18 protein-coding genes are annotated in these 19460 nt (G+C 64.2%); 10 read left to right on the top strand and 8 right to left on the bottom strand.

Going from position 1 to position 19460, the window contains the following annotated elements; translation table 11 throughout:
• Positions 1-49: 49 nt before the first annotated feature.
• The 6 genes from HFRIS_RS08325 to HFRIS_RS08300 form a co-directional block, all read right to left on the bottom strand.
• Complete coding sequence (locus tag HFRIS_RS08325; RefSeq protein WP_006462855.1) at positions 50-1087, bottom strand: NAD(P)-dependent alcohol dehydrogenase; 1038 nt, start codon at positions 1085-1087, stop codon at positions 50-52.
• A gap of 8 nt (positions 1088-1095) precedes the next feature.
• Positions 1096-1908: a carbohydrate ABC transporter permease gene (locus HFRIS_RS08320; protein WP_006462854.1), complete on the bottom strand. Its 813-nt coding sequence runs from the start codon at positions 1906-1908 to the stop codon at positions 1096-1098.
• Positions 1896-2774 carry a carbohydrate ABC transporter permease gene (locus HFRIS_RS08315; protein WP_006462853.1) on the bottom strand — a complete coding sequence of 293 codons (879 nt, stop codon included), beginning with the start codon at positions 2772-2774 and terminating at the stop codon, positions 1896-1898. The genes HFRIS_RS08320 and HFRIS_RS08315 overlap by 13 nt, the downstream gene beginning before the upstream one ends.
• Before the next feature lie 279 nt (positions 2775-3053).
• Positions 3054-4325, bottom strand: a complete 1272-nt coding sequence (locus HFRIS_RS08310; protein ID WP_006462852.1) for an ABC transporter substrate-binding protein — start codon at positions 4323-4325, stop codon at positions 3054-3056.
• Positions 4326-4546: 221 nt separating this feature from the next.
• Positions 4547-5941: a sensor histidine kinase gene (locus HFRIS_RS08305; RefSeq protein WP_006462851.1), complete on the bottom strand. Its 1395-nt coding sequence runs from the start codon at positions 5939-5941 to the stop codon at positions 4547-4549.
• The gene (locus tag HFRIS_RS08300) at positions 5934-6605 is read right to left on the bottom strand and encodes a response regulator (RefSeq protein WP_006462850.1); all 672 of its coding nucleotides are present in this window, start codon (positions 6603-6605) and stop codon (positions 5934-5936) included. Before HFRIS_RS08300 ends, HFRIS_RS08305 begins: the two co-directional genes overlap by 8 nt.
• Positions 6606-6771: 166 nt before the next feature.
• Between HFRIS_RS08300 and HFRIS_RS08295 the strand changes: the two genes are divergently transcribed.
• The 5 genes from HFRIS_RS08295 to mdtD all read left to right on the top strand — a co-directional run bounded on the left by HFRIS_RS08295 (position 6772) and on the right by mdtD (position 12410).
• Entirely contained in the window at positions 6772-7827 is a 1056-nt protein-coding gene (locus HFRIS_RS08295; protein ID WP_039874957.1) for an ABC transporter substrate-binding protein, read from the top strand.
• Positions 7828-7924: 97 nt separating this feature from the next.
• Positions 7925-8938: an ABC transporter substrate-binding protein gene (locus HFRIS_RS08290; RefSeq protein ID WP_006462848.1), complete on the top strand. Its 1014-nt coding sequence runs from the start codon at positions 7925-7927 to the stop codon at positions 8936-8938.
• Positions 8939-9065: 127 nt separating this feature from the next.
• Positions 9066-9893, top strand: a complete 828-nt coding sequence (locus tag HFRIS_RS08285) for an ABC transporter ATP-binding protein (RefSeq protein ID WP_006462847.1) — start codon at positions 9066-9068, stop codon at positions 9891-9893.
• Between the two features lie 87 nt (positions 9894-9980).
• Entirely contained in the window at positions 9981-10835 is an 855-nt protein-coding gene (locus tag HFRIS_RS08280) for an ABC transporter permease (protein WP_039874955.1), read from the top strand.
• A 135-nt stretch (positions 10836-10970) separates the two neighbouring features.
• Positions 10971-12410, top strand: a complete 1440-nt coding sequence (mdtD, locus tag HFRIS_RS08275; protein WP_420865058.1) for a multidrug transporter subunit MdtD — start codon at positions 10971-10973, stop codon at positions 12408-12410.
• Between the two features lie 30 nt (positions 12411-12440).
• Here the strand turns inward: mdtD and HFRIS_RS08270 are convergent, their stop codons facing one another.
• A complete protein-coding gene (locus HFRIS_RS08270) occupies positions 12441-13127 on the bottom strand; it encodes a Fe2+-dependent dioxygenase (RefSeq protein ID WP_006462844.1) in 687 nt (228 codons plus the stop codon).
• 17 nt (positions 13128-13144) lie between these two features.
• A complete protein-coding gene (locus HFRIS_RS08265; protein WP_006462843.1) occupies positions 13145-15385 on the bottom strand; it encodes a TonB-dependent receptor in 2241 nt (746 codons plus the stop codon).
• A gap of 360 nt (positions 15386-15745) precedes the next feature.
• Here HFRIS_RS08265 and HFRIS_RS08260 point away from each other — a divergent pair, with 360 nt between their 5' ends.
• From HFRIS_RS08260 to HFRIS_RS08240, 5 genes are all read left to right on the top strand, one after another.
• Positions 15746-16408 (top strand): response regulator transcription factor, encoded by a 663-nt coding sequence (locus HFRIS_RS08260; RefSeq protein WP_006462842.1) that lies wholly within the window; start codon positions 15746-15748, stop codon positions 16406-16408.
• Positions 16409-16424: 16 nt separating this feature from the next.
• Entirely contained in the window at positions 16425-17819 is a 1395-nt protein-coding gene (locus HFRIS_RS08255) for a sensor histidine kinase (RefSeq protein ID WP_006462841.1), read from the top strand.
• A gap of 84 nt (positions 17820-17903) precedes the next feature.
• Positions 17904-18122: a hypothetical protein gene (locus tag HFRIS_RS08250; protein ID WP_006462840.1), complete on the top strand. Its 219-nt coding sequence runs from the start codon at positions 17904-17906 to the stop codon at positions 18120-18122.
• Entirely contained in the window at positions 18119-18652 is a 534-nt protein-coding gene (locus tag HFRIS_RS08245) for a SecDF P1 head subdomain-containing protein (RefSeq protein WP_006462839.1), read from the top strand. Before HFRIS_RS08250 ends, HFRIS_RS08245 begins: the two co-directional genes overlap by 4 nt.
• Before the next feature lie 100 nt (positions 18653-18752).
• Complete coding sequence (locus tag HFRIS_RS08240; RefSeq protein ID WP_006462838.1) at positions 18753-19412, top strand: DUF1345 domain-containing protein; 660 nt, start codon at positions 18753-18755, stop codon at positions 19410-19412.
• Positions 19413-19460: the final 48 nt, after the last annotated feature.

The following is a 19460-nucleotide window of genomic DNA, read 5'->3' as shown; positions in this document are numbered from 1 at the left end:
CCACCGGCATAGTGCTTGGCCAGTCCCTGGCAGTGGATGTCAGCCATGGTCAGCCTTCCATCTCGATCTGGATCTTGACGTCCTGGGGACGTCCGCTGGCGGCTTCCTCGAAGGCGCGGATGCTTTGCGAGAAGGGGAATTTGCGTGAAATGAAAGGCTTCACATCGATCATGCCCGAGCTGATCAATGCCAGCGCCCTGGGAAAGATATTGGCATAGCGGAAGACCGATTCCAGCCGCACTTCCTTGGTCTGCATGGCCACCACGTCTAGCGCCACCGGTTCCGGCGGCATGCCCACCAGCACCGCGCAGCCGCCCGGGCAGACCAGGTCCATCAGGCTCTGATAGACCCCGCCATGGCCGGAGGCCTCGAACACCACATCCGCGCCCCAGTCGCCGGTGAGCTGGCGCACTACGTCCACCAGCGAATGTTGCGACACATCGACCGTGGTGACGGCACGGTTGCCGGCGAAGTGCGCCAGTTTCTCCGCCACCACGTCGGCCAGGATCACCCGTGCCGCGCCACCGGCCAGAGCGGCCAGGGCCGTCATCGCACCGATGGTGCCGGCGCCGATCACCACGGCCGTGTCGCCCGGTTTCATGCGCGCCTTGGTGGCGGCTTGCAGGCCGATGGAGAGTGGCTCGACGATGGCGCCCTCGGCGAAGCTGACATTGTCCGGCAGGCGATAGGTGAAGGCGGCGGGATGCACCACGCTACCGGTCAGGCAGCCATGGATCGGCGGCGTGGCCCAGAAGCGTACCGCCGGGTCGAGGTTGTATAGGCCGCGCAGCGTGGCCGGCGAATCCAGGCGCGGGATGCCCGGCTCCATGCAGACGCGGTCGCCCACCTTCAAATGGGTGACCTCGGCCCCGACCTCGGCTACCGTGCCGGAGGCTTCATGGCCCAGGACCATCGGCGCTTCTACCTTGAAGGGGCCGATGCTGCCGTGGGTGTAGTAATGCAGGTCGCTGCCGCAGATGCCCACGGTATGGATGCGGATGCGTACATCCTGCGGTCCCACCTGTTGCGGCAGGTCGATCTCGCGCAGCTTCAGTTCGCGGGTGGCTTCGAGTACGAGGGCTTGCATGGGGTCTCCTATTTTGCTTTGAGCATGGAATTCAACAGCCGGCTCAATACGCCGACGAAGATCAGGGGCGGTAGCGCCAGCAGCACGGTGGAGGCATTGATCACGCCCCACGGCACTTCCTGGCCCATCGAGGTAAAGGCCGAGGCCACCACCGGCAGGGTGGCGCTGGCCGACGAGGTCAGGGCCAGGGCGATCATCAGTTCGTTCCAGACCAGCACGAAGCTGAAGATGATTCCGCCCAGCAGGGTGCCGGCGCAATTGGGCAGGGCGATCTTCCAGAACACCGCATAGGGGCCGTAGCCGTCGAGGGTGGCGGCTTCCTCGATCTCGCGCGGCATGCGCTGGAACACCGGGATCGACAGCCAGGTGATGGTCGAGAGCGTGGTCAGCAGATAGGTCACGACCATCGAGAAGCGCGTGTCGTACAGGCCCAGGTCAACCCAGATCGCAATGAGCGGGATGGCCACCGCCACCGGCGGCAGGAAGCGCAGCGACAGCAGGAAGAACTGGATATCCCGCTTGCCCGGGACGTGATAGCGGGCAATCACATAGGCTGCCGGTACCCCCATGAGCGTGCCCAGCAGCACCGCGCTGCCGACGATGACGGCGCTGTTGGTGAGGCCGGTCAACACTTCCGGGCTGCCGATGACCTGCCGGTAATTCTCCAGCGTGGGCGTAAAGAAGAAGCGCGGCGTGGGCGTGACGATATCCAGCAGCGTCTTGAGCGAATTGAGCAGCGCCCACAGCAGCGGGAACAGCGCCACCAGCACCAGCAGGATACCCACGCCCCAGACGGCGCAGCGTGCGATCAGTCTTCCCATTTGCTCACCCGCTTCCAGATCAGGGTAAAGATCAGCGTGGTCGCCACCATCATCAGTACCGCCATGGTGGAGGCATACGAGACCTTGCCGGACAGCCCGATCCCTTGCGCATAGGCATACATGTCCAGCGTCTCGGTGGTGACGCCGGGGCCGCCCTTGGTCATCACGTAGATCAGGTCGAAGGAACGCAGCGACTCCACCATCTTGATGAAGACCAGGCTCATCAGTGGGGCCTTCAGCATCGGCAGGGCAATGTAGGCATACACCTGCCAGGTGCGGGCATAGTCCAACCTGGCCGCTTCCAGTGGTTCTGGGGGGAGCGTTTCCAGCAGCTTCAACACGATCACGGCGAAGAACAGGCCCCATTGCCAGATGTCCACCAGCGCCACCGCGTACAGTGCCATCACCGGGTCGGACAGGAAGGCCGTGTCATGGATGCCCACCAGCCCCAGCAGCCAACCCAGGATGCCGGTCAGCGGCGAATACATGAACTTCCAGATAAAGGCCGCCGACACCCGGGGCAGCAGTACCGGCGTGATCAGCAGCACGCACATGGCGTGCCGCCACTTGCCGTGGACGTTTTCGAAGAGATAGATGGCGATGAGGATGCCCGCCACCACGGCGCCGAGCACGGTCACCACTTCCCAGATCGCCGAGACTTCGATGGCATTGAGGAAGCGCCGGTCCGACAGCAGTCTTTCCACGTTGCGCAGCCAGACATAGTCGCTGTCGGGATAGCGCAGCACGCGGTTCTTCAGGGCCAGGTTGATCGCCGCCACTGTTGGCACCAGGCCCAGTACCAGCATCACCAGGAGTGAGGGTCCCAGGAACAGGTAGGGTAGTGAGGTCTTTCCACGATTGAACATGCAGGACTCCGGAAGCCGCCGCGACCCAAGGATAGGGCCTCGGCGGCGACGTCTTCTAAGCGAGGCGTAGCGTCGGCGCCACGCCAGTACGTTCCGATTCCTTGGCGACCGTTCGTCCTGAGTAGGCCCGCAGGGCCGTATCGAAGGCGCGCGGTGTCTGCGCCAGTCGTGCAAGTTCAGCAAAGAACCGGCGACAAGTGCAGGTGCGCCTTCGATACGCGGCCATGCCGCTACTCAGTCCGAACGGTGCTCGGGGTGGGATCGAGGTTTGGCTTGCCGCTATTTGCGTGCGTGTTCCATCGCATCCTGCGCATATTGCGCAGCATCGTTGAGCGCGCGAGGAATGTCCTTCTGCGTGCCGGTGAACACTTCCTCCAGCGCCACGCCCAGGTTGTCGCCGATGTCCGGCCATTGCGGGCTGGGCCAGATGGTCAGCTTGGAGACCGGAGTGGTGTCCTTCAGGCCGGCCAGGATCTGCGGCTTGACGTTCTTCTGGAAGTAGTCGCTCTGGACGGTGCTGTTGCGGTTGTAGTCGCTGAAGACCTTTTCGCGCAGGCGGGCCTGTTCCTGTTCCTTGCCGGTGGCGAAGGCGATGAACTTGCCGGCCGCCTGGCGCGTGCATTCATCCTTGGCGCCGACGGCCGAGATGGCCAGGCCGTGGCCATAGGCGGCCGAGGGCAGGGGAGCCGGCGGACGGGCGTAACCGACCTTGTCGGCCACGCTGGACTTGCTGCTGTCTTCCATCCAGTCGGCAAAGGGCGTGGACTCGATCATGAAGGCCACCTTGCCGGAGCGGAAGGCTTCCAGCGCATTGCTCCAGTCGTAGGTGGCCGCGCCCGGTGGCGCGTACTTGAAGAGTTCAGCATAGAGCTGCGTGGCCTTCACCGCCGCCGGCGAATTGAAGGCCGGCTGGTTGTTCTTGTCGGTCCAGCTGCCGCCCTGAGCCAGCATGAAAGGCGCCCAGCGCCACACGTTCATGCCCGAGCCGCGCTGGCCGCGTGCCACCCAGCCATAGACATTGGGCGGGGAATGCAGCTTCTTGATGTCGGCCACCAGTTCGTCCAGCGAGCGCGGCACCGGCAGGCCGGCCTTCTCCAGCAGGTCGCGGCGATAGAAGAGGAAGTCCGAGCCGCCGATCAGCGGCGCGAAGTAGGCTACATCCTTGTAGCTGGCCACGGCACGGCGGCCGGGCAGGAAGTCATCATAGTCGGCTTCCTTGGGGAAATACTTCAGCAGCGGCACGATCCACCCGGCCGAGGCGAATTCGGCCACGTTGGCCTCATCGACGTAGTAGACCTGATACGAACCGGCCTTGGTAGAGGCATCCAGGCGCGACTTGGCGCGACGGTCGTTCTCGCCGAAGTAGCTGATCTCGACGCGGGTACCGCTGCGCTTCTGGTAATCGGCCAGCGATTTTTCCATCACGGTCAGTCCCAGACTCTTCTGGGCGAGCACCTTCAGCACGGGGACGTTGCAGGACTGCGCCGATACCGACAGCGGCAGCGCAGCACCAAGGACGGCGCACGCAGCGCCCAAGTAGAACCTGTTCACGATTTGTCTCCTGATATTTTTTATCGATCACCTGTCACGTGTCTCGGCGTGCGCGCAACCGCATCGGGGAACATAGCGCAGTGCGAACACAGCCTGTCTGACGGCCAGGCCAAGAGTACGAGCCCAGGGCGCGGCGCTCCACGCCAAAAGCGTGAAGGCCGGTGATACTTTTTGCTCAGGTTTTATGTGCGCTGCAGGATTTTGTATTGCCGCTGGCGCGCCTAGGACGCAGTGGGCGGGGCAGCCACGGCGGGCAGGCTGACCACCACCACCAGACCGGTGCCGATGGCCGGCACTTCCAGCCGTATCGCGCCCTGCGAGGCCTGCACGATCTCGCGCACGATGGCCAGGCCCAGGCCGGAGCCTGGCTGGTCCGGGCGGGCATTGCGATAGAAGCGTTCAAACACGCGCTCGCGCACTTCAGCCGGGATGCCGGGACCATTGTCGGTCACCGTGACGATGACCTCCTTGCGCCTGTGCTCCAGCCCTACGGTGACCTTGCCGCCCTCCGGGGTGTAGCGCAGGGCATTGTCGATCAGATTCATCAGCATGCCGCCCAGCTGGGCTTCGTTGCCGGTGACCATGGCACGCTCCAGGGTGGTCTCCAGGCCGAGGTCGATGTTCTTTTTCAGGGCCAGCCCGGCCAGTTCTTCCAGTACCGTTGCCGCCACCGACAGCAGGTCCACCGGCCCGCGCGGGAAGGCGCTGCCGTTGGAGGCTTCGGCCTGCGACAGCATCAGCAGCTTGTTGGTCAGGTCGGTCATGCTGCGACTGCCCTCCTGCAGCGAGGCCAGCACCTGGGCCACCCGCTGCGGATCGTCGAGCTGGCGGGCGAACTGGATCTGCGAGTCGATCACCGCCAGGGGCGTACGCAACTGGTGCGCGGCATCGGCCACAAAGCGCTTCTGCACAGTGACCTGGGCATTGAGGCGGAAGATGTACTGGTTGATCGCCTCCACGATGGGCCGCAGTTCCTGCTGCAGGCCGCCGGCCTGCAGGGGCGTGAGCGAATCGGGCTGGCGCCTGGCCAGTGCGTCCTTGAGCGCCAGGATGGGCCGCAATTCCATGGTCAGGCCCAACACCACCAGGCTGATGGCCAACAGCAGCAATACGATCTGGCGTCGCAGCGAGGCGTGCCACTGGTCGTCGATCATCTGCTGGCGCCCCTGCATGGTCTGGCCCACCGAGACCGCCACCATGCGCAGCGTCCCCTCGTCGAACAGGGCGCGGATATAGCTCACCACACGCAGCGGCCGCCCTTCGAAGGTGGTGGTCGTATAGACCGGGTAGAGCGCCGCAAAGTCGGGCTGGGCGGGGAAGTCAGGGCGGCCGGCCAGGAGCGTGTCGTCATCCATCCGCACCTGGTAATAGACGGCATCCTGCGCTGGCGAGGCGAACAGTTCCAGCGCCGCCGGTGGCACCGAGACCACTGGCGCGCCGTCGTTCCAGCCTACCTGGCCGGCCATCATGCGGGCCGAGGCCAGCAGGGCGCGATCCTGCACCAGGGTAGCGCTGGAGACGGCGTTGTCGTAGGCGTCGCTGGTGGACAGGCCCACATAGACCGCCATCGGGATCAGCAGCCACCACAGCAGCCGCAGGCGCAGGCTGTCAATCATCTTTCTGGCGCAGCAGGTAGCCCAGTCCGCGCAGGGTCATGATGGCGGCCGAGGAATGTTCCAGCTTCTTGCGCAGGCGCGAGATGTAGATTTCGATGGCGTCCGCGCTGGGTTCTTCGGAGAGGCTGAAGACGCCCTTCATCAACGCCGTCTTGGAGACCGTCTTGCCCTGCTTGAGCATCAGCACTTCCAGCACGTCGTGCTCGCGCGCCGGCAGCGCCAGGGTGGTGCCGGCCACTGCGAACTGGCGCGTGTTGCTGTCGTAGACCAGGTCGCCACAGTGGATTTCGGCGGCCTTGTCGGGGGTCTGGCGGCGCACCAGTACCTTGATGCGGGCCACCAGTTCACGGATCTCGAAGGGTTTGACCAGGTAGTCGTCGGCGCCGGCGCCCAGGCATTCCACCTTTTCGTCGATGGAGCCGCTGGCCGTCAGGATCATCACCGGCACGCCGTTGTGGCGCTCGCGCAGGCGGCGCAGCACGTTCTTGCCATGCATCTTGGGCAGCATCAGGTCCAGCAGCACGACATCGTAGTTCTCGTCGCGCAGCACCTGGTCGGCGATCTCGCCATCGGCGGCGATATCGACCTTGAACTTGTGTTCCTTGAGAATCTGCTCCAGCCAGTGGGCAAGCTGGGGATTGTCTTCGATCAGGAGCAATTTCATGCGGTAGTCTCGTGTTTCTTTGGCATCTTTTTTGTTGCGCTGCAAATAAAAAAGCCGTTTTTTGGAAAGCTGGATGAAGGTTTCGGCTTCTTAGAATAGGCCCGCAGATCAATAAAAAGTGAAGATGGCGACAGACCATCCCACCCATAATCAGGAGGCAATCATAATGCGTCACGCCGTTCGTGTGTTTTCGTCAGCCCGCGTCACCCCTTTGCGCCGTACCCTCATCGCTGCTGGCGTCACCGCCATCACCGCCTGCGCCCTGGCATTGGCCGCGCCGCAGGCCCATGCTGCTGACAAGATCATCATCATGGTTGGGGGCATCAACAAGCTCATCTACCTGCCGCCCAAGCTGGCCGAAAGCCTGGGCTACTTCAAGGAAGCCGGCCTGGACGTGGAACTGCAGTCGCAGCCGGCCGGGGTCGATGCCGAGAACGAGCTGCTGGCCGGCGCCGTGCAGGCCGTGGTCGGCTACTACGACCACTCCATCGACCTGCAGAGCAAGGGCAAGGAAGTCACCTCCATCACCCAGTTGTTGCTGGTGCCGGGCGGCATGGAAATGGTGCGCGCCGACCTGGCCGACAGCGTGCGCAGCATGGCCGACCTCAAGGGCAAGACCCTGGGCGTGACCGGGCTGGGCTCGTCTTCCAGCTTCCTGGCCCAGTACCTGGCCAGCCGTGCCGGCCTGAAGTCGGGTGACTACTCGATGCTGCCGGTCGGCGCCGGCAATACGCTCATCGCCGCCATGAAGCAAAAGCGCGTGGACGTGGCCTGGACCACCGAGCCGACCACTTCCATCCTGCTGTCCACGGGCGCGGCCAAGGTGCTGGTGGACATGAGCAGCGTCGATGGCACCCGCGCTGCATTGGGCGGACTCTATCCGGCTTCCAGCGTCTACGTGCATCGCTCCTGGATGAACAGCCACAAGGCCGAGTCGCAGAAGCTGGCCACCGCCTTCGTCAAGACCCTCAGGTACATCCAGACCCACTCGGCCGAAGAGATCGCCGACAAGATGCCCAAGGATTACTACGGCGGCAACAAGGCCATCTACGTGCAGGCCCTGAAGGCGTCGCTGCCCATGTATTCACCCGATGGCAAGATGCCCGCCGGTGGCCCCGAGCAGGTGTTGAAGGTGATGGCCGGCTTCAACCCCAACATCAAGGGCAAGAACATCGACCTGTCCAAGACCTATACCAACGAGTTCGTCGATCAGGTGAAGTAAGGCCTCCCTGCACGCACGCGCCGAACACCCTAGAATCCGCTGCATCCGCTGCATCCGCTGCATCCGCATCACCCCGATTCGACCAACAGGAGACATCGTGAACAAGAACATTCGCCAAACCTTGCTATCGCTGGCCGTGGCCGGCGCAAGCCTGGCCGCTTTCCCCGGCCAGGCCTCGGCTGCCGCCAAGATCACCATCATGGTGGGCGGCATCAACAAGATGGTCTATCTGCCGGCCAAGCTGGCCGAGCAACTGGGCTACTTCAAGGAAGAGGGCCTGGACGTCGAGCTGCAGTCGCAGCCGGCCGGCGTCGACGCCGAGAACGAACTGCTGGCCGGTGCCGTGCAGGCCGTGGTCGGTTTCTACGACCACTCCATCGACCTGCAGACCAAGGGCAAGGAAATCACCGCCATCACCATCCTGGGCCAGGTGCCGGGTGAGGTAGAGCTGGTCTCCACCAAGGCCGCGCCGCACTTCCAGAGCATGGCCGATGCCAAGGGCAAGACCCTGGGTGTGACCGGGCTGGGCTCGTCCACCAACTTCCTGACCCAGTACCTGGCCTCGCGCCATGGCATCACCTCCAAGCAGTTCTCGGTGCTGCCGGTGGGCGCGGACAATACCTTTATCGCCGCCATGAAACAGGGTCGCATCGATGCCGGCATGACCACCGAGCCGACCGCCTCGCAATTGCTGAAGACGGGTGACGCCCAGGTGCTGATCGACATGCGCACCGTGGAAGGCACGGTCAAGGCGCTGGGCGGCCTGTATCCGGCGTCCAGCGTCTATGTGCAGCGCAGCTGGCTCAACAGCCACAAGGACGATGCGCAGAAACTGGCGCGTGCCTTCGTCAAGACGCTCAAGTTCATCAACACCCACAGCGCCGAACAGATCGCCGACAAGATGCCCAAGGACTACTACGGCAACAACAAGCCGCTGTACGTGCAGGCCTTGAGCAACTCGCTGCCCATGTATTCGCAGGACGGCAAGATGCCCAAGGGCGGGCCGGAAACCGTGCTGGCGGTGCTCTCGGGATTCAATCCCAACGTCAAGGGCAAGCATGTGGACCTGTCCAAGACCTATACGGATGAATTCGTCGACACCGTGAAATAGGACCAGCATCCGATAGCCCCGGGACCGGCGTCGCCACCGGTCCCGCTTTCCGAACCATGCTTGACGCCATGATGCGAAATATCGCGTCAGGGCGGTACTCAACCTCCAGCCCCGAAAGAGCCATCCGATGAATGCGATCAACCAGCACGCCTTCACCCCCGCCGGCAACGCCGCCCAGGAAACGCCAGCCATCGAATTGCGCAACGTGACCTGCCGCTTCATCACTGCCGACGGCAAGGCCACCGTGGCCCTGCGCGATTTTTCGATGAGCGTGGCCCGGGGCGAATTCGTGGCCGTGGTCGGCCCGACAGGCTGCGGCAAGTCGACCACGCTGTCGCTGATCACGGGTCTGCTGAAGCCCACCATGGGCGAAGTGCGCGTGATGGGGCAGCCGGTCAACGGCATCGATCCGCGCATCGGTTTCGTGTTCCAGAACGATGCCGTCTTCCCCTGGCGCAGCGTGCGCGACAACGTCGCCGCCGGCCCCATGTTCCGTGGTCAGTCCAAGGCCCAGGCGCATGCGCTGGCCGATGAATGGATACGCCGCGTAGGCCTGGACAAGTTCGGCGACCACTATCCGCACCAGCTCTCCGGCGGCATGCGCAAGCGCGTGGCGCTAGCCCAGACCTTCATCAACAGCCCCGAAATCCTGCTGATGGACGAACCCTTCTCGGCCCTGGACATGCAGACCCGCACCCTGATGCAGGACGAACTGCTGCGCCTGTGGTCGGCCCATTCCGGCTCGGTGGTGTTCGTCACCCACGACCTGGAAGAAGCCATCGCCCTGGCCGACAAGGTCTATGTGCTGACCGCCCGCCCGGCCACCCTGAAGAGCGTCTATCCCATCGACCTGCCGCGTCCGCGCGTGATGGAAGAGGTGCGCTACGAGCAGCGCTTCATCGACATTTCGCGCCGCATCTGGGCCGATCTGCGCGAGGAAGTCCATATCGCCTGAGGGATCAGGCATCTGGCACCAGGTAGCCACCAGCGACCTTTCCCGACAACGAATCTGAATAACGAAATCCGACAACAGGTGAGCAACATGACACAAGCACAAGCAAGCCATTCCGCCGCGACGATGGATATCGCCGCCGTCGAAGCCGAGGCGCAGCGCAAGATTCGCGGCCGCCGCAACCTGGTCATCGGCCTGCGTATCGCCATCCTGGTGATCGTGCTGGGTGGCTGGGAAGTCTGCGCCCGCATCGGCTGGATCGATCCCTTCTTCTTTTCCCAACCTTCGCTGATCGTGATCCAGATCTATGACTGGATGGTGGAAGGCACGTCCCAGGGATCGCTCTGGACCCAGGTGCTGGTCACGCTGGAAGAAACGGTGCTGGGCTTCTTGATCGGCTCGGTGGCCGGCGTCATTGCCGGCATCGTGCTCGGTCGCAACAAGCTGCTCTCGGATGTGTTCAGCCTCTACATCCAGATCGCCAACTCGATTCCGCGCGTGGTGCTGGGTTCCATCTTCGTCATCGCCTTCGGCCTCGGCATGGCCTCCAAGGTGGCGCTGGCGGTGGTGATGGTGTTCTTCGTGGTGTTTGCCAACGCCTTCCAGGGCGTGCGCGAGGCGGACCGCTACATGATCGCCAATGCCCAGATCCTGGGCGCCTCGCGCCGTCAGGTGACCATGGCGGTGGTGATTCCCTCGGCGCTGTCGTGGATCCTGGCCAGCCTGCATGTGAGCTTCGGCTTTGCGCTGGTGGGTGCGGTGGTGGGCGAGTTCCTGGGTTCCAAGCAGGGTATCGGCCTGCTGATTTCCACCGCCCAGGGCGCCTTCAATGCCAGCGGCGTATTCGCGGCCATGATCGTGCTGGCGGTGGTGGCGCTGGCGGCGGACTGGTTGCTGCACGCGCTGGAAAGGCGCCTGCTGAAGTGGCGTCCGCAGGCCTTCTGATGGGCCGGCCATAAAAGTCTTAGAATGATGAAGTGATGCGGGGACACGGTTTCGTGTCCCCGCCGCTTTTTGTCATTGCATTGCCCATTGTCCATCGTCCGTCGTGTTGCCTTCTTCTTTCAGCCGCCTTCCACCATGTCCGCCGACCAGCCGCAACGCCTGAGCGAGTCTCCCGCCGCTTCTTCCCTGAGTGATCCCGGCAGTGATCCCCGTAGTGATCCGATCACCCAGCGCGCCTTGCTGTGGATCGTCGCCTCTGGCTTCTTCATGCAGACGCTGGACACCACCATCGTCAACACGGCCTTGCCGGCCATGGCGCGCAGCCTGGGTGAGCCGGTCCTGAACATGCACCCGGTGGTGGTGGCCTATACCCTGACAATGGCCTCGCTCACGCCCGCCTCGGGCTGGCTGGCCGACCGCTTCGGCACGCGCCGCATGTACTTCGCAGCGATCCTGCTGTTCGTGATCGGTTCCGTCCTGTGCGCCATGGCACCCACTTTGCCGATGCTGCTGGCGGCGCGGGTGGTGCAGGGGTTGGGTGGGTCCATGCTGTTGCCGGTGGGGCGCCTGGCGGTGCTGCGGGCCGTGCCGGGAGCACAGTACATCGCCGCGCTGGCCTCGATCTCGATTGCCGGGCAACTGGGGCCGGTGGTGGGGCCGGTACTGGGCGGCTGGCTGGTGCAAAGCCTGTCCTGGCACTGGATATTCCTGATCAATGTGCCCATCGGCGTAGTCGGGATGGCGGCGGTGCTGCGCTTCCTGCCCGATGACAGCCTGGCCGATACGCCACGCTTCGACCTGCTGGGCTGTGCCTTGCTGTCGGCCTGCATGGTGGCGTTCTCGCTGGCACTGGATGTGCCCTTCGATACGCAGCGCGGAGCCTGGAGCGCGGCCCTGTTCCTGCTGGCGGCGGCCACCGTGCTGGGCTACTGGTGGCATGCGCGCGGCCATGCGCGGCCGCTGTTCCGGCTGGGCCTGTTCGGTGAGCCCAATTTCAGCATCGGCCTGGCCGGCAATCTGGTCTGTCGCATCGGCTCATCGGCCGTGCCTTTCCTGTTGCCTTTGCTGCTGCAGGTGCGTTTGGGGTATTCGCCCCTGCATGCGGGCATGCTGCTGCTGCCGGCGGCCATCGCCGGCACCATCGCCAAGCCTTGGATTGCGCCGCTGGTCAAGCGCCATGGCTATGACCGCTTCCTGCTGGTCAATACCGCTATCGTGGGCGTGTCCATCGTGTCCTTCGCCCTGATCACGCCGGGCTGGCCACTGGCGGCGGCCATCGTGCAACTGGCCGTCTTCGGTGCATCGAACTCGATGCAGTTTGCGGCCATGAACAGCGTCACCCTCAAGGGCTTGCGCAAGGATGATGCGGGTAGCGGCAACAGTCTCTTTTCGATGGTGCAGATGCTGGCCATCGGCCTGGGCGTGACCATCGGCGGCACCATGGTCAACGCCTTCAAGAGCCCGGAGGGTGTGGCCACCAATGCCAGCTTCCAGATCACCTTCGTGATCGTGGGCGTGATCACCCTGGTCTCTGCCTGGGTGTTCCGCCGGATGGACCCGCGTTATTTCAAGTAAAGACCGCAAGGATGGGCAGATCGGCAGCGCTCAGGTATCGCTCCACTGCCGCAGCAGGTTGTGGTAGCAGCCCACCAGCGTGCGCCGCGCCTGGGCGTCGGCGTCGGTCTGGTTCAGGCGCTGGATGGCGTTGTCCATATCGAACAGCATCTGGCGCTGGCCATCGTCGCGCACCAGGCTCTGCACCCAGAAAAAACAGCCCATGCGCACGCCACGCGTGACCGGGGTCACGCTGTGCAGGCTGGTGGCCGGGTAGAGCACCATGTCGCCAGCGGCCAACTTGACGCTGTGCATGCCGTAGCTGTCTTCGATCTGCAATTCACCCCCGTCATACTCGGCCGGGTCGGCCAGGAACAAGGTGGCCGAGACATCGGTACGCAGCTTGCGGCCCGTGTGCGGATGGATGCGCACGCTACCGTCCACGTGCGCCCCGAAGCCCATGCCCTCGCCATAGCGGTTGAACATGGGCGGGTAGATCAGGTTGGGCAGCGCCGCGCTGATGAAGCGCGGATGCCGTTCCAACGCCGCCACGATGAGGTGCTGACACTGCAGGGCCACCTCGGCATGCTCGTCGATCTGCTGGTTGAATTTCAGCGGCGCGCCCTGGTAACCCGCGGTCACGCGACCATCCACCCAGGCGGGTCCGGCGGCCTCCAGCAGCCCGCGTACCGTCTGCAGGGTGGCCGGGTCCAGCAGCTGGGGGATGGTGATGAGCATCGGGGTTTCCTTCGTCCTTACATGCGATAGGTCAGCGACAGTAACGCGGTACGACCTGAACCCGGGACCGAACGACCGCCGTCGGACTGGATCAGCGCATCGTAATACATCTTGTCGGTCAGGTTGTACAGGTTCAGGCGGATGTCATAGGCCTTGGTGGTGTAGGCCAGCATGGCGTCATAGCGGGTGTAGCCACCGACTTGCACCGTGTTGGTGGCATTGGCATAGCGCTGCGACATGTAGGTCGCGCCGCCGCCGACCTGCCAGTGCGGGGCCAGGTCGTAGGTGGTCCAGGTGGTGAGGGTGTGCCTGGGCGTATTGACCGGCACCTTGCCGACCGACGTATCGCCCACGGCGCCGCCGATGACCTGGGCATCCAGGTAGGTGTAGTTGGCGGCGATCTGCCAGTCACGCGTGATGCGACCGGTAGCACCGGCGCGCGCACCGTTCACGCGGACCGTGCCGGCCAGGGCATAGACGCCGGTGGTGACCAGGCTGCGGGCGTTTTCCTTGGTGATCTGGAAGGCCGCTGCGCTCAGGGCCAGGCCATTGTCCAGGTCCCATTTGCCGCCCACCTCATAGGAGCGGTTCTTTTCCGGATCCAGGTTCTGCTGGCCCAGGGTACCGGTCAGCTGTTCCAGCGAGGGATTGAACGAGGTGCCATACGAGACGTAGTAGGCCTGCGCTGCGCTGGGCTGCCAGATCGCGCCCGAGCGCACGCTCAGGAAATTGACGGTCTGGTCGGCCGAGGCCAGTGCGGTGGAGCCTGAGGTGTTGCCGGCGTTGATCGAGTTGCTGATGCTGGCGATGTAGCGGTCATAGCGCAGGCCGCCGACCAGCTTGAACTGCGGCACCAGTTCGATGGTGTCGCCCACGTAGGCGGCGATGGTGTTGGCACTGCCACCGGCGTGGTTGCCGGCAGTATCGGCCACGCTGCTGCCGGCAGCGCTGTAGCTGGGGCTGACGACGCTGACGCAATCCATGTAGCCGGTGGTGGCGCCTGCGGCATTCAGAGAGCGGCCGTTGCAGCTGCCGTTGCGGTAGTAGTTCTGGTTGTCGTAGCCGTCATGACCCACTTCCACGCCCACCAGGGCATCGTGCTTGATGCTGCCGGTGGCGAACTTGGCCGCCAGTTCGGTCTGGTTGAAGATGGAGTAGTCGCGGATGTCGCGGTCATGGCTCTGGCCGCGCACGTAGAGGCTGGATAGCGGCAGGTTGCTGGTGGCATTGGTCAGCGCCGTGAAGCCGCTGGAAGAGACCGTGCCGATGGTATTGGGCGCGGTTTCCACGGCATCGGTATGCACGTAGTTGAACTGCGTCTGGCTGCGCAAGGTCACGTCGGGAGCGATCTTGTGCTTGATGCCGGCATTGAAGGAGGCCACGTCCTGGTTGGTGCGGTCGCTGTTGAGACTATAGGCGGTGTTGCGGTCGACATTGACGGGATGGCCGTTCAGCGGCGGCAGGCCGTAATCGGGCTGGTCGTGGTTGTGCTGCAGCAGGGCCGAGAGGGTGATCTCGGTGGACGTACCGATGCCCCAGACGTAGGAGCCGGCCAGGCCGAAGTCCTGCACGTCGGTCTGGTTGCGGGTGCTGGCCGCGCCGTTCTGGGCCATGGCTTCGATGCGCAGGGCGGAGGTATCCGACAGCGCGCGGTTGACGTCGGCGGTGCTGCGCACCAGGCCGTTGGTGGTGACCGAGGCCGAGACTTCGGTGGCCGTCTTCAGGTTGGCCTTCTTGCTGACCTGGTTGATGATGCCGCCGGTGGAGCCCCGTCCGAAGAGCATCGAGGACGGGCCCATCAGCACTTCCACTTCCTCGATGGCGAAGGTGTCCCGGTAGTACTGGCCACGGTCGCGGAAGCCGTCCAGGTAGATGTCGGTACGCGCCGAGAAACCGTTCAAGTTGATGTTGTTGCCGATCTGGCCGCCTTCGGCGCCACCCAGGGTGATGCCGGACACATTACGCAGCGCGTCGGCCAGCGAGCTCACCCCCTGCGATTGCATCTGCGCCTCGTTGACCACCGTCACCGATTGCGGCACGTCGTGCAGGTCGGCGGACAGTTTGCTGATGGCGGTGCCGGTGCTGGCGAAATCGTCGCGGCGGCCTTCCACCGTGACCGGGGCCAGCTGGTTGCTGGCGGTCGCAGAAGTGGATGCAGAGGTGGATGCAGAAGCGGGCGCAGTCTGTTGCGCCAGCAGCGGCAGGGGAGCCGCAAAGGTGGCCAGCAATGCGGCGGCGATCGGCGTGAGACGGTTCATGTTCGTGTCGAGGAGAGTGGAGTAGAGAAACGAGAAGCCAATCCGGCTCGCGCCGGATTGGCTTCAATGGCTGGCTACTCCGTCCTTCGACATGGAAGACCGTTTGGCTGGCTGATGACCAGTATTGTTGTTCTGTATGCCAATGATTTTTATTCACCGGCACGGCTTGCAAGATTAAGGAGGCAAGCTGACAAATGACTGTCAGCAAGCTGACGTCAAACTGAGTGTGACAAAAAAGTAACACCGCCTGCCGGCCCCGGGCTGTCTCGGGCAATCCCCGATTTGCAGCATTGGCGCGGCTGCAATACGATGCAGCGTCACGCAGAGGTTTTGCGCTGTTTTCTTTCTCTCGAAGTTCCTATGAATGTTCTGCTGGTCGAAGACGACCCGGTGCTCACCGACGGCCTGTCGCGCGTGCTCAATTCGCATGGTTTCACCGTGCATACCGTCAACAACGGCCATGATGCCCTGTCGCAGCGTTTCAACGCGGCCGTGCTGGTGCTGGACATCGGCCTGCCCGGCATCGATGGTTTCGAGGTCCTGCGGCGCATGCGTGCGGCCGGCAACAATACCCCGGTGCTGCTGCTGACGGCGCGCGACACCATCCCCGACCGCGTGCACGGCCTGGAGCTGGGCGCCGACGATTACCTGGTCAAGCCCTTTGCCACGCCCGAGCTGGTGGCGCGCATCAAGGCGCTGATCCGCCGCAGCGCGCCGCAGCCGGCACAGCTGACCGTGGGCGGCCTGTCGCTGGACAACGCCACCAAGCGCGCCGACATCGATGGTCGCAAGATCGAGCTGTCCCTGCGCGAATGGACGGTGCTGGAATACCTGATGCAGCACGCCTCGCGGGTGGTCTCCAAGCAGCAGATCATCGACGCCGTACTGCCCTGGGGCGAGGATTTCACCATCAACGCGGTGGAAGTCTACGTCTCGCGCATCCGCCTCAAGATCGCCGACTCCGGGGTGGTGATCCGCACCATCCGCGGCTTTGGCTACATGCTCGAAAAGAGCGAGACCTGATCCCGGCCGGCAGCGCATGTCCGACACCGCCGCGGCCAGTCCATCGCCGACCCACGCCAGCATCCGGCGCGACCTGCTCAGGTGGCTGATCGCGCCCTTGCTGTTGCTCAACCTGGTCGGCGCCGGCCTGACCTACTGGCTGGCCTGGCTGCCGGCCCAGCACGCCTTCGACCAGAACCTGATGGATTCCACCTGGGGCCTGTACGCCCAGGTGCGCCACCGGCAGGAACGCACCACTGCCGAACTGACCCAGCAGGCCGAGCAGATCCTGCGTAGCAACCATTCCGACACTACCTTCTTCGCCGTGCGCAATACCGAAGGCCAGATCGTGGTGGGCGACAAGGGCTTCCCCCGCTTGCCGGAAAGTGATGTCTTCGACCGTCCCATCAACTTCGATGGCGAGATGCGCGGCGAGCCGGTGCGCATCGCCGCCATGCAGGTGCGAGTCAAGAACGGCATCATTTCGGTGGCGGTGGCCGAGACCATCCGCAAGCGCGACCGGGCGCACTACACCATCCTGCTGTCCTTCCTGTTGCTGGACGGCGCACTGACCTTCGGTTCGTTGTCGGTGGTGCTGATCGCCGTGCGGCGCGGCCTGCGCCCGCTCAAGAGCCTGCAGCGCAACCTGGAGCAACGCGGTCATGGCAAGCTGGGCGCCATCGATGGCACCGGCGCACCGGTCGAACTGCAGCCGCTGATCGTGGCCATGAATGAACTGATGGCGCGCATCAACAAGGGTGAGCAGGCACAGCAGAACTTCATGGCCGATGTCGCCCACCAGTTGCGCACCCCCCTCACGGGGCTCAAGCTGCAACTGGAGCTGCTGCACGACAAGCATCAGGATCAGCCCGATACGGCCCGGTCCCTGGCGATGATGAATTCCTCGGTGGAACGCATGATCCGCCAGAGTCGCCAGTTGCTGGCCCTGGCGCGTTCCGAGCCGGGGCTCTTCGAGAGCCGCAAGCTGGAAGAGCTGTCGCTGGACAAGCTGCTGGAAGAGTCGGTCCAGCACTTCATCGAAGAGGCCGACAAGAAGCGCATCGACCTCGGCTTCGACCTGCAACCGGCGCGCATGCGGGGCGACCGCTTCCTCCTGAGCGACCTGATCGACAACCTCATCGATAACGCTGTGCGCTATTCGCCCCCGCATGGCACGGTCACCGTCCGTTGCATGGAGCAAGATGGTGCCGCCGTGCTGACGGTAGAGGATTCCGGGCCGGGTATTGCGCCCGAGCATCGCGAGCTCATCTTCGACCGCTTCTACCGCGCCAACGACAAGGTGGCCGGCAGCGGCCTGGGCCTGGCCATCGTGCGCGAGATTGCGCATGACCATGGCGGCGTGATCAGCGTTGATAGCGGCGAGCACGGGCTGGGCACGCTCTTTACAGTGCGCTTCCCGCTGGCTGGCTGATGGCAGGGGCCCCTTGCGCCGCCGCCGAACCTCGCTCTCCCGGTTCTGTCTAAACACCTTCTTCGTGACAATCCAGGAGGCAACATGACGGACAAGGTCCTGCAAAGCGGTACCCACATCGCCCGCTATGAAGCGGTGGAAAAGCCCGACGAGGGATTCGAGGCGCAGGTCTTCGTGCGCCTGGCGCGCGAGCCCGAGATCGCCGAGACCTATATTCCCGTGGGCCTCTTCCCGACCGAGGAAGAGGCGCTGGCCAGCGCCCGCGAACGCGCCCAGCGCGCCTTGAAGGAGCACGAATTTTGAGCGCCCCCGAGTTCTCCCTCACCCCCGGTGCCCTGTATCTGGCATCGCCGCGCCGCCGCACCCTGCTGCTGGGCGCGGCCGCCGGTGCCGCACTGGTGCTGGCCGGTTGCGCCTCCAGCGGCATGCAGGGTGGTGCGGCGCCGTCTTCCTCGACCCTGTTCGAGCTGCGCGGCGCTACCACGGTGCCGACCCAGGGCTGGATCAAGGCGCAGATCAGCGATCCCCCGGGCGGCGACATCTACCTTGCGCCGCGCGTGGCCCTGGATGCCAGCGACGTGCAGCGCGCCAGCGCGCAGAAGGACGCCGCCGGTCGCGCCATTCTGGTGTTGCAGTTCTCGCCGGTCGGGACGGCCAGGCTGGCGGCAGCCTCGCGGGAATTCATGGGCCGCCAGCTGGCGGCCGTGCTGGAAGGTCGTGTCACCAACGTGGCCAGGGTGGAGGGGCCGATGACCATCAACACCATGGCCTTGACCGGCTTGTCCAGTTTCGAGGAAGCGGTGCGCCTGGCGCGTCTGTTCCCCAGCCGCTAGGGCGCAAAGGCGGCAGGGCGCTGGCCGGGCGGGGCGGGGCATGCTAATGTCCTGCCCATTGCACGCCACCGCGGCTTCACGCACCAGCCCAACAATAACAATGTCCGTCGCCCGCCACATCGTCCAGGTCCACCCACGCTTGCTGATCGGCATGGCTGTGGGTATTGTCGCCGCCGTCTTCATTCCTGCCTCCACCTGGATCAGTCGATGCCTGATCGGCTGGAACGCCGGTGTCTGGTTCTATCTTTTCAGCCTGTGGCTGATGATGGTGCGAGCCGATGCCAAGGCCGTCAAGCGCCTGGCCGAAACCGAGGATGAAAGCGCCCAGGTGGTGCTGGTCATGGTCTGCGTGGCGGCCATCGCCAGCCTGCTGGCGATCCTGCTGGAACTGGCCGGGGTCAGCCACCACCGCGAGGGCGGGCGCCTGCTGCGGTATGCCTTCACGGCCTCCACCGTCTTCGGTTCCTGGGCCCTGATCGGGACCATCTTCACCTTGCACTATGCGCGGCTGTTCTATGCCGATGATGACGATCCCGACGCCCTGCCGCTGCGCTTTCCCGAGGGGCAGCGCAATCCCGACTACTGGGATTTCCTCTATTTCGCCTTCACCATCAGCGTGGCGGTGCAGACCTCCGATGTCGGCGTGGCTTCGCGCTCGCTGCGCAAGTCGGTGCTGGTCCATTCGCTGATCTGCTTCATCTTCAATGCCGCCATCATCGGACTGTCCATCAATATCGCTGCCGGCCTGGCCGGCAACTGAGCCGGCCGGCGCCACTGGTTGTCGGCGCCAGGATGTCAGCGCAATGGA

The organism is Herbaspirillum frisingense GSF30 (genome assembly GCF_000300975.2).
Lineage (GTDB): Bacteria > Pseudomonadota > Gammaproteobacteria > Burkholderiales > Burkholderiaceae_D > Herbaspirillum > Herbaspirillum frisingense.
This window is presented reverse-complemented; position numbering and strand designations above follow the sequence as displayed.

Bases quoted from the DNA above. Each gene is read 5' to 3' on its own strand.
- HFRIS_RS08325 (WP_006462855.1), bottom strand. From the start codon at position 1,087: ATGCAAGCCCTCGTACTCGAAGCCACCCGCGAACTGAAGCTGCGCGAG.
- HFRIS_RS08320 (WP_006462854.1), bottom strand. From the start codon at position 1,908: ATGGGAAGACTGATCGCACGCTGCGCCGTCTGGGGCGTGGGTATCCTG.
- HFRIS_RS08315 (WP_006462853.1), bottom strand. From the start codon at position 2,774: ATGTTCAATCGTGGAAAGACCTCACTACCCTACCTGTTCCTGGGACCC.
- HFRIS_RS08305 (WP_006462851.1), bottom strand. From the start codon at position 5,941: ATGATTGACAGCCTGCGCCTGCGGCTGCTGTGGTGGCTGCTGATCCCG.
- HFRIS_RS08300 (WP_006462850.1), bottom strand. From the start codon at position 6,605: ATGAAATTGCTCCTGATCGAAGACAATCCCCAGCTTGCCCACTGGCTG.
- HFRIS_RS08295 (WP_039874957.1), top strand. From the start codon at position 6,772: ATGCGTCACGCCGTTCGTGTGTTTTCGTCAGCCCGCGTCACCCCTTTG.
- HFRIS_RS08285 (WP_006462847.1), top strand. From the start codon at position 9,066: ATGAATGCGATCAACCAGCACGCCTTCACCCCCGCCGGCAACGCCGCC.
- HFRIS_RS08280 (WP_039874955.1), top strand. From the start codon at position 9,981: ATGACACAAGCACAAGCAAGCCATTCCGCCGCGACGATGGATATCGCC.
- mdtD (WP_420865058.1), top strand. From the start codon at position 10,971: ATGTCCGCCGACCAGCCGCAACGCCTGAGCGAGTCTCCCGCCGCTTCT.
- HFRIS_RS08270 (WP_006462844.1), bottom strand. From the start codon at position 13,127: ATGCTCATCACCATCCCCCAGCTGCTGGACCCGGCCACCCTGCAGACG.
- HFRIS_RS08265 (WP_006462843.1), bottom strand. From the start codon at position 15,385: ATGAACCGTCTCACGCCGATCGCCGCCGCATTGCTGGCCACCTTTGCG.
- HFRIS_RS08260 (WP_006462842.1), top strand. From the start codon at position 15,746: ATGAATGTTCTGCTGGTCGAAGACGACCCGGTGCTCACCGACGGCCTG.
- HFRIS_RS08255 (WP_006462841.1), top strand. From the start codon at position 16,425: ATGTCCGACACCGCCGCGGCCAGTCCATCGCCGACCCACGCCAGCATC.
- HFRIS_RS08250 (WP_006462840.1), top strand. From the start codon at position 17,904: ATGACGGACAAGGTCCTGCAAAGCGGTACCCACATCGCCCGCTATGAA.
- HFRIS_RS08240 (WP_006462838.1), top strand. From the start codon at position 18,753: ATGTCCGTCGCCCGCCACATCGTCCAGGTCCACCCACGCTTGCTGATC.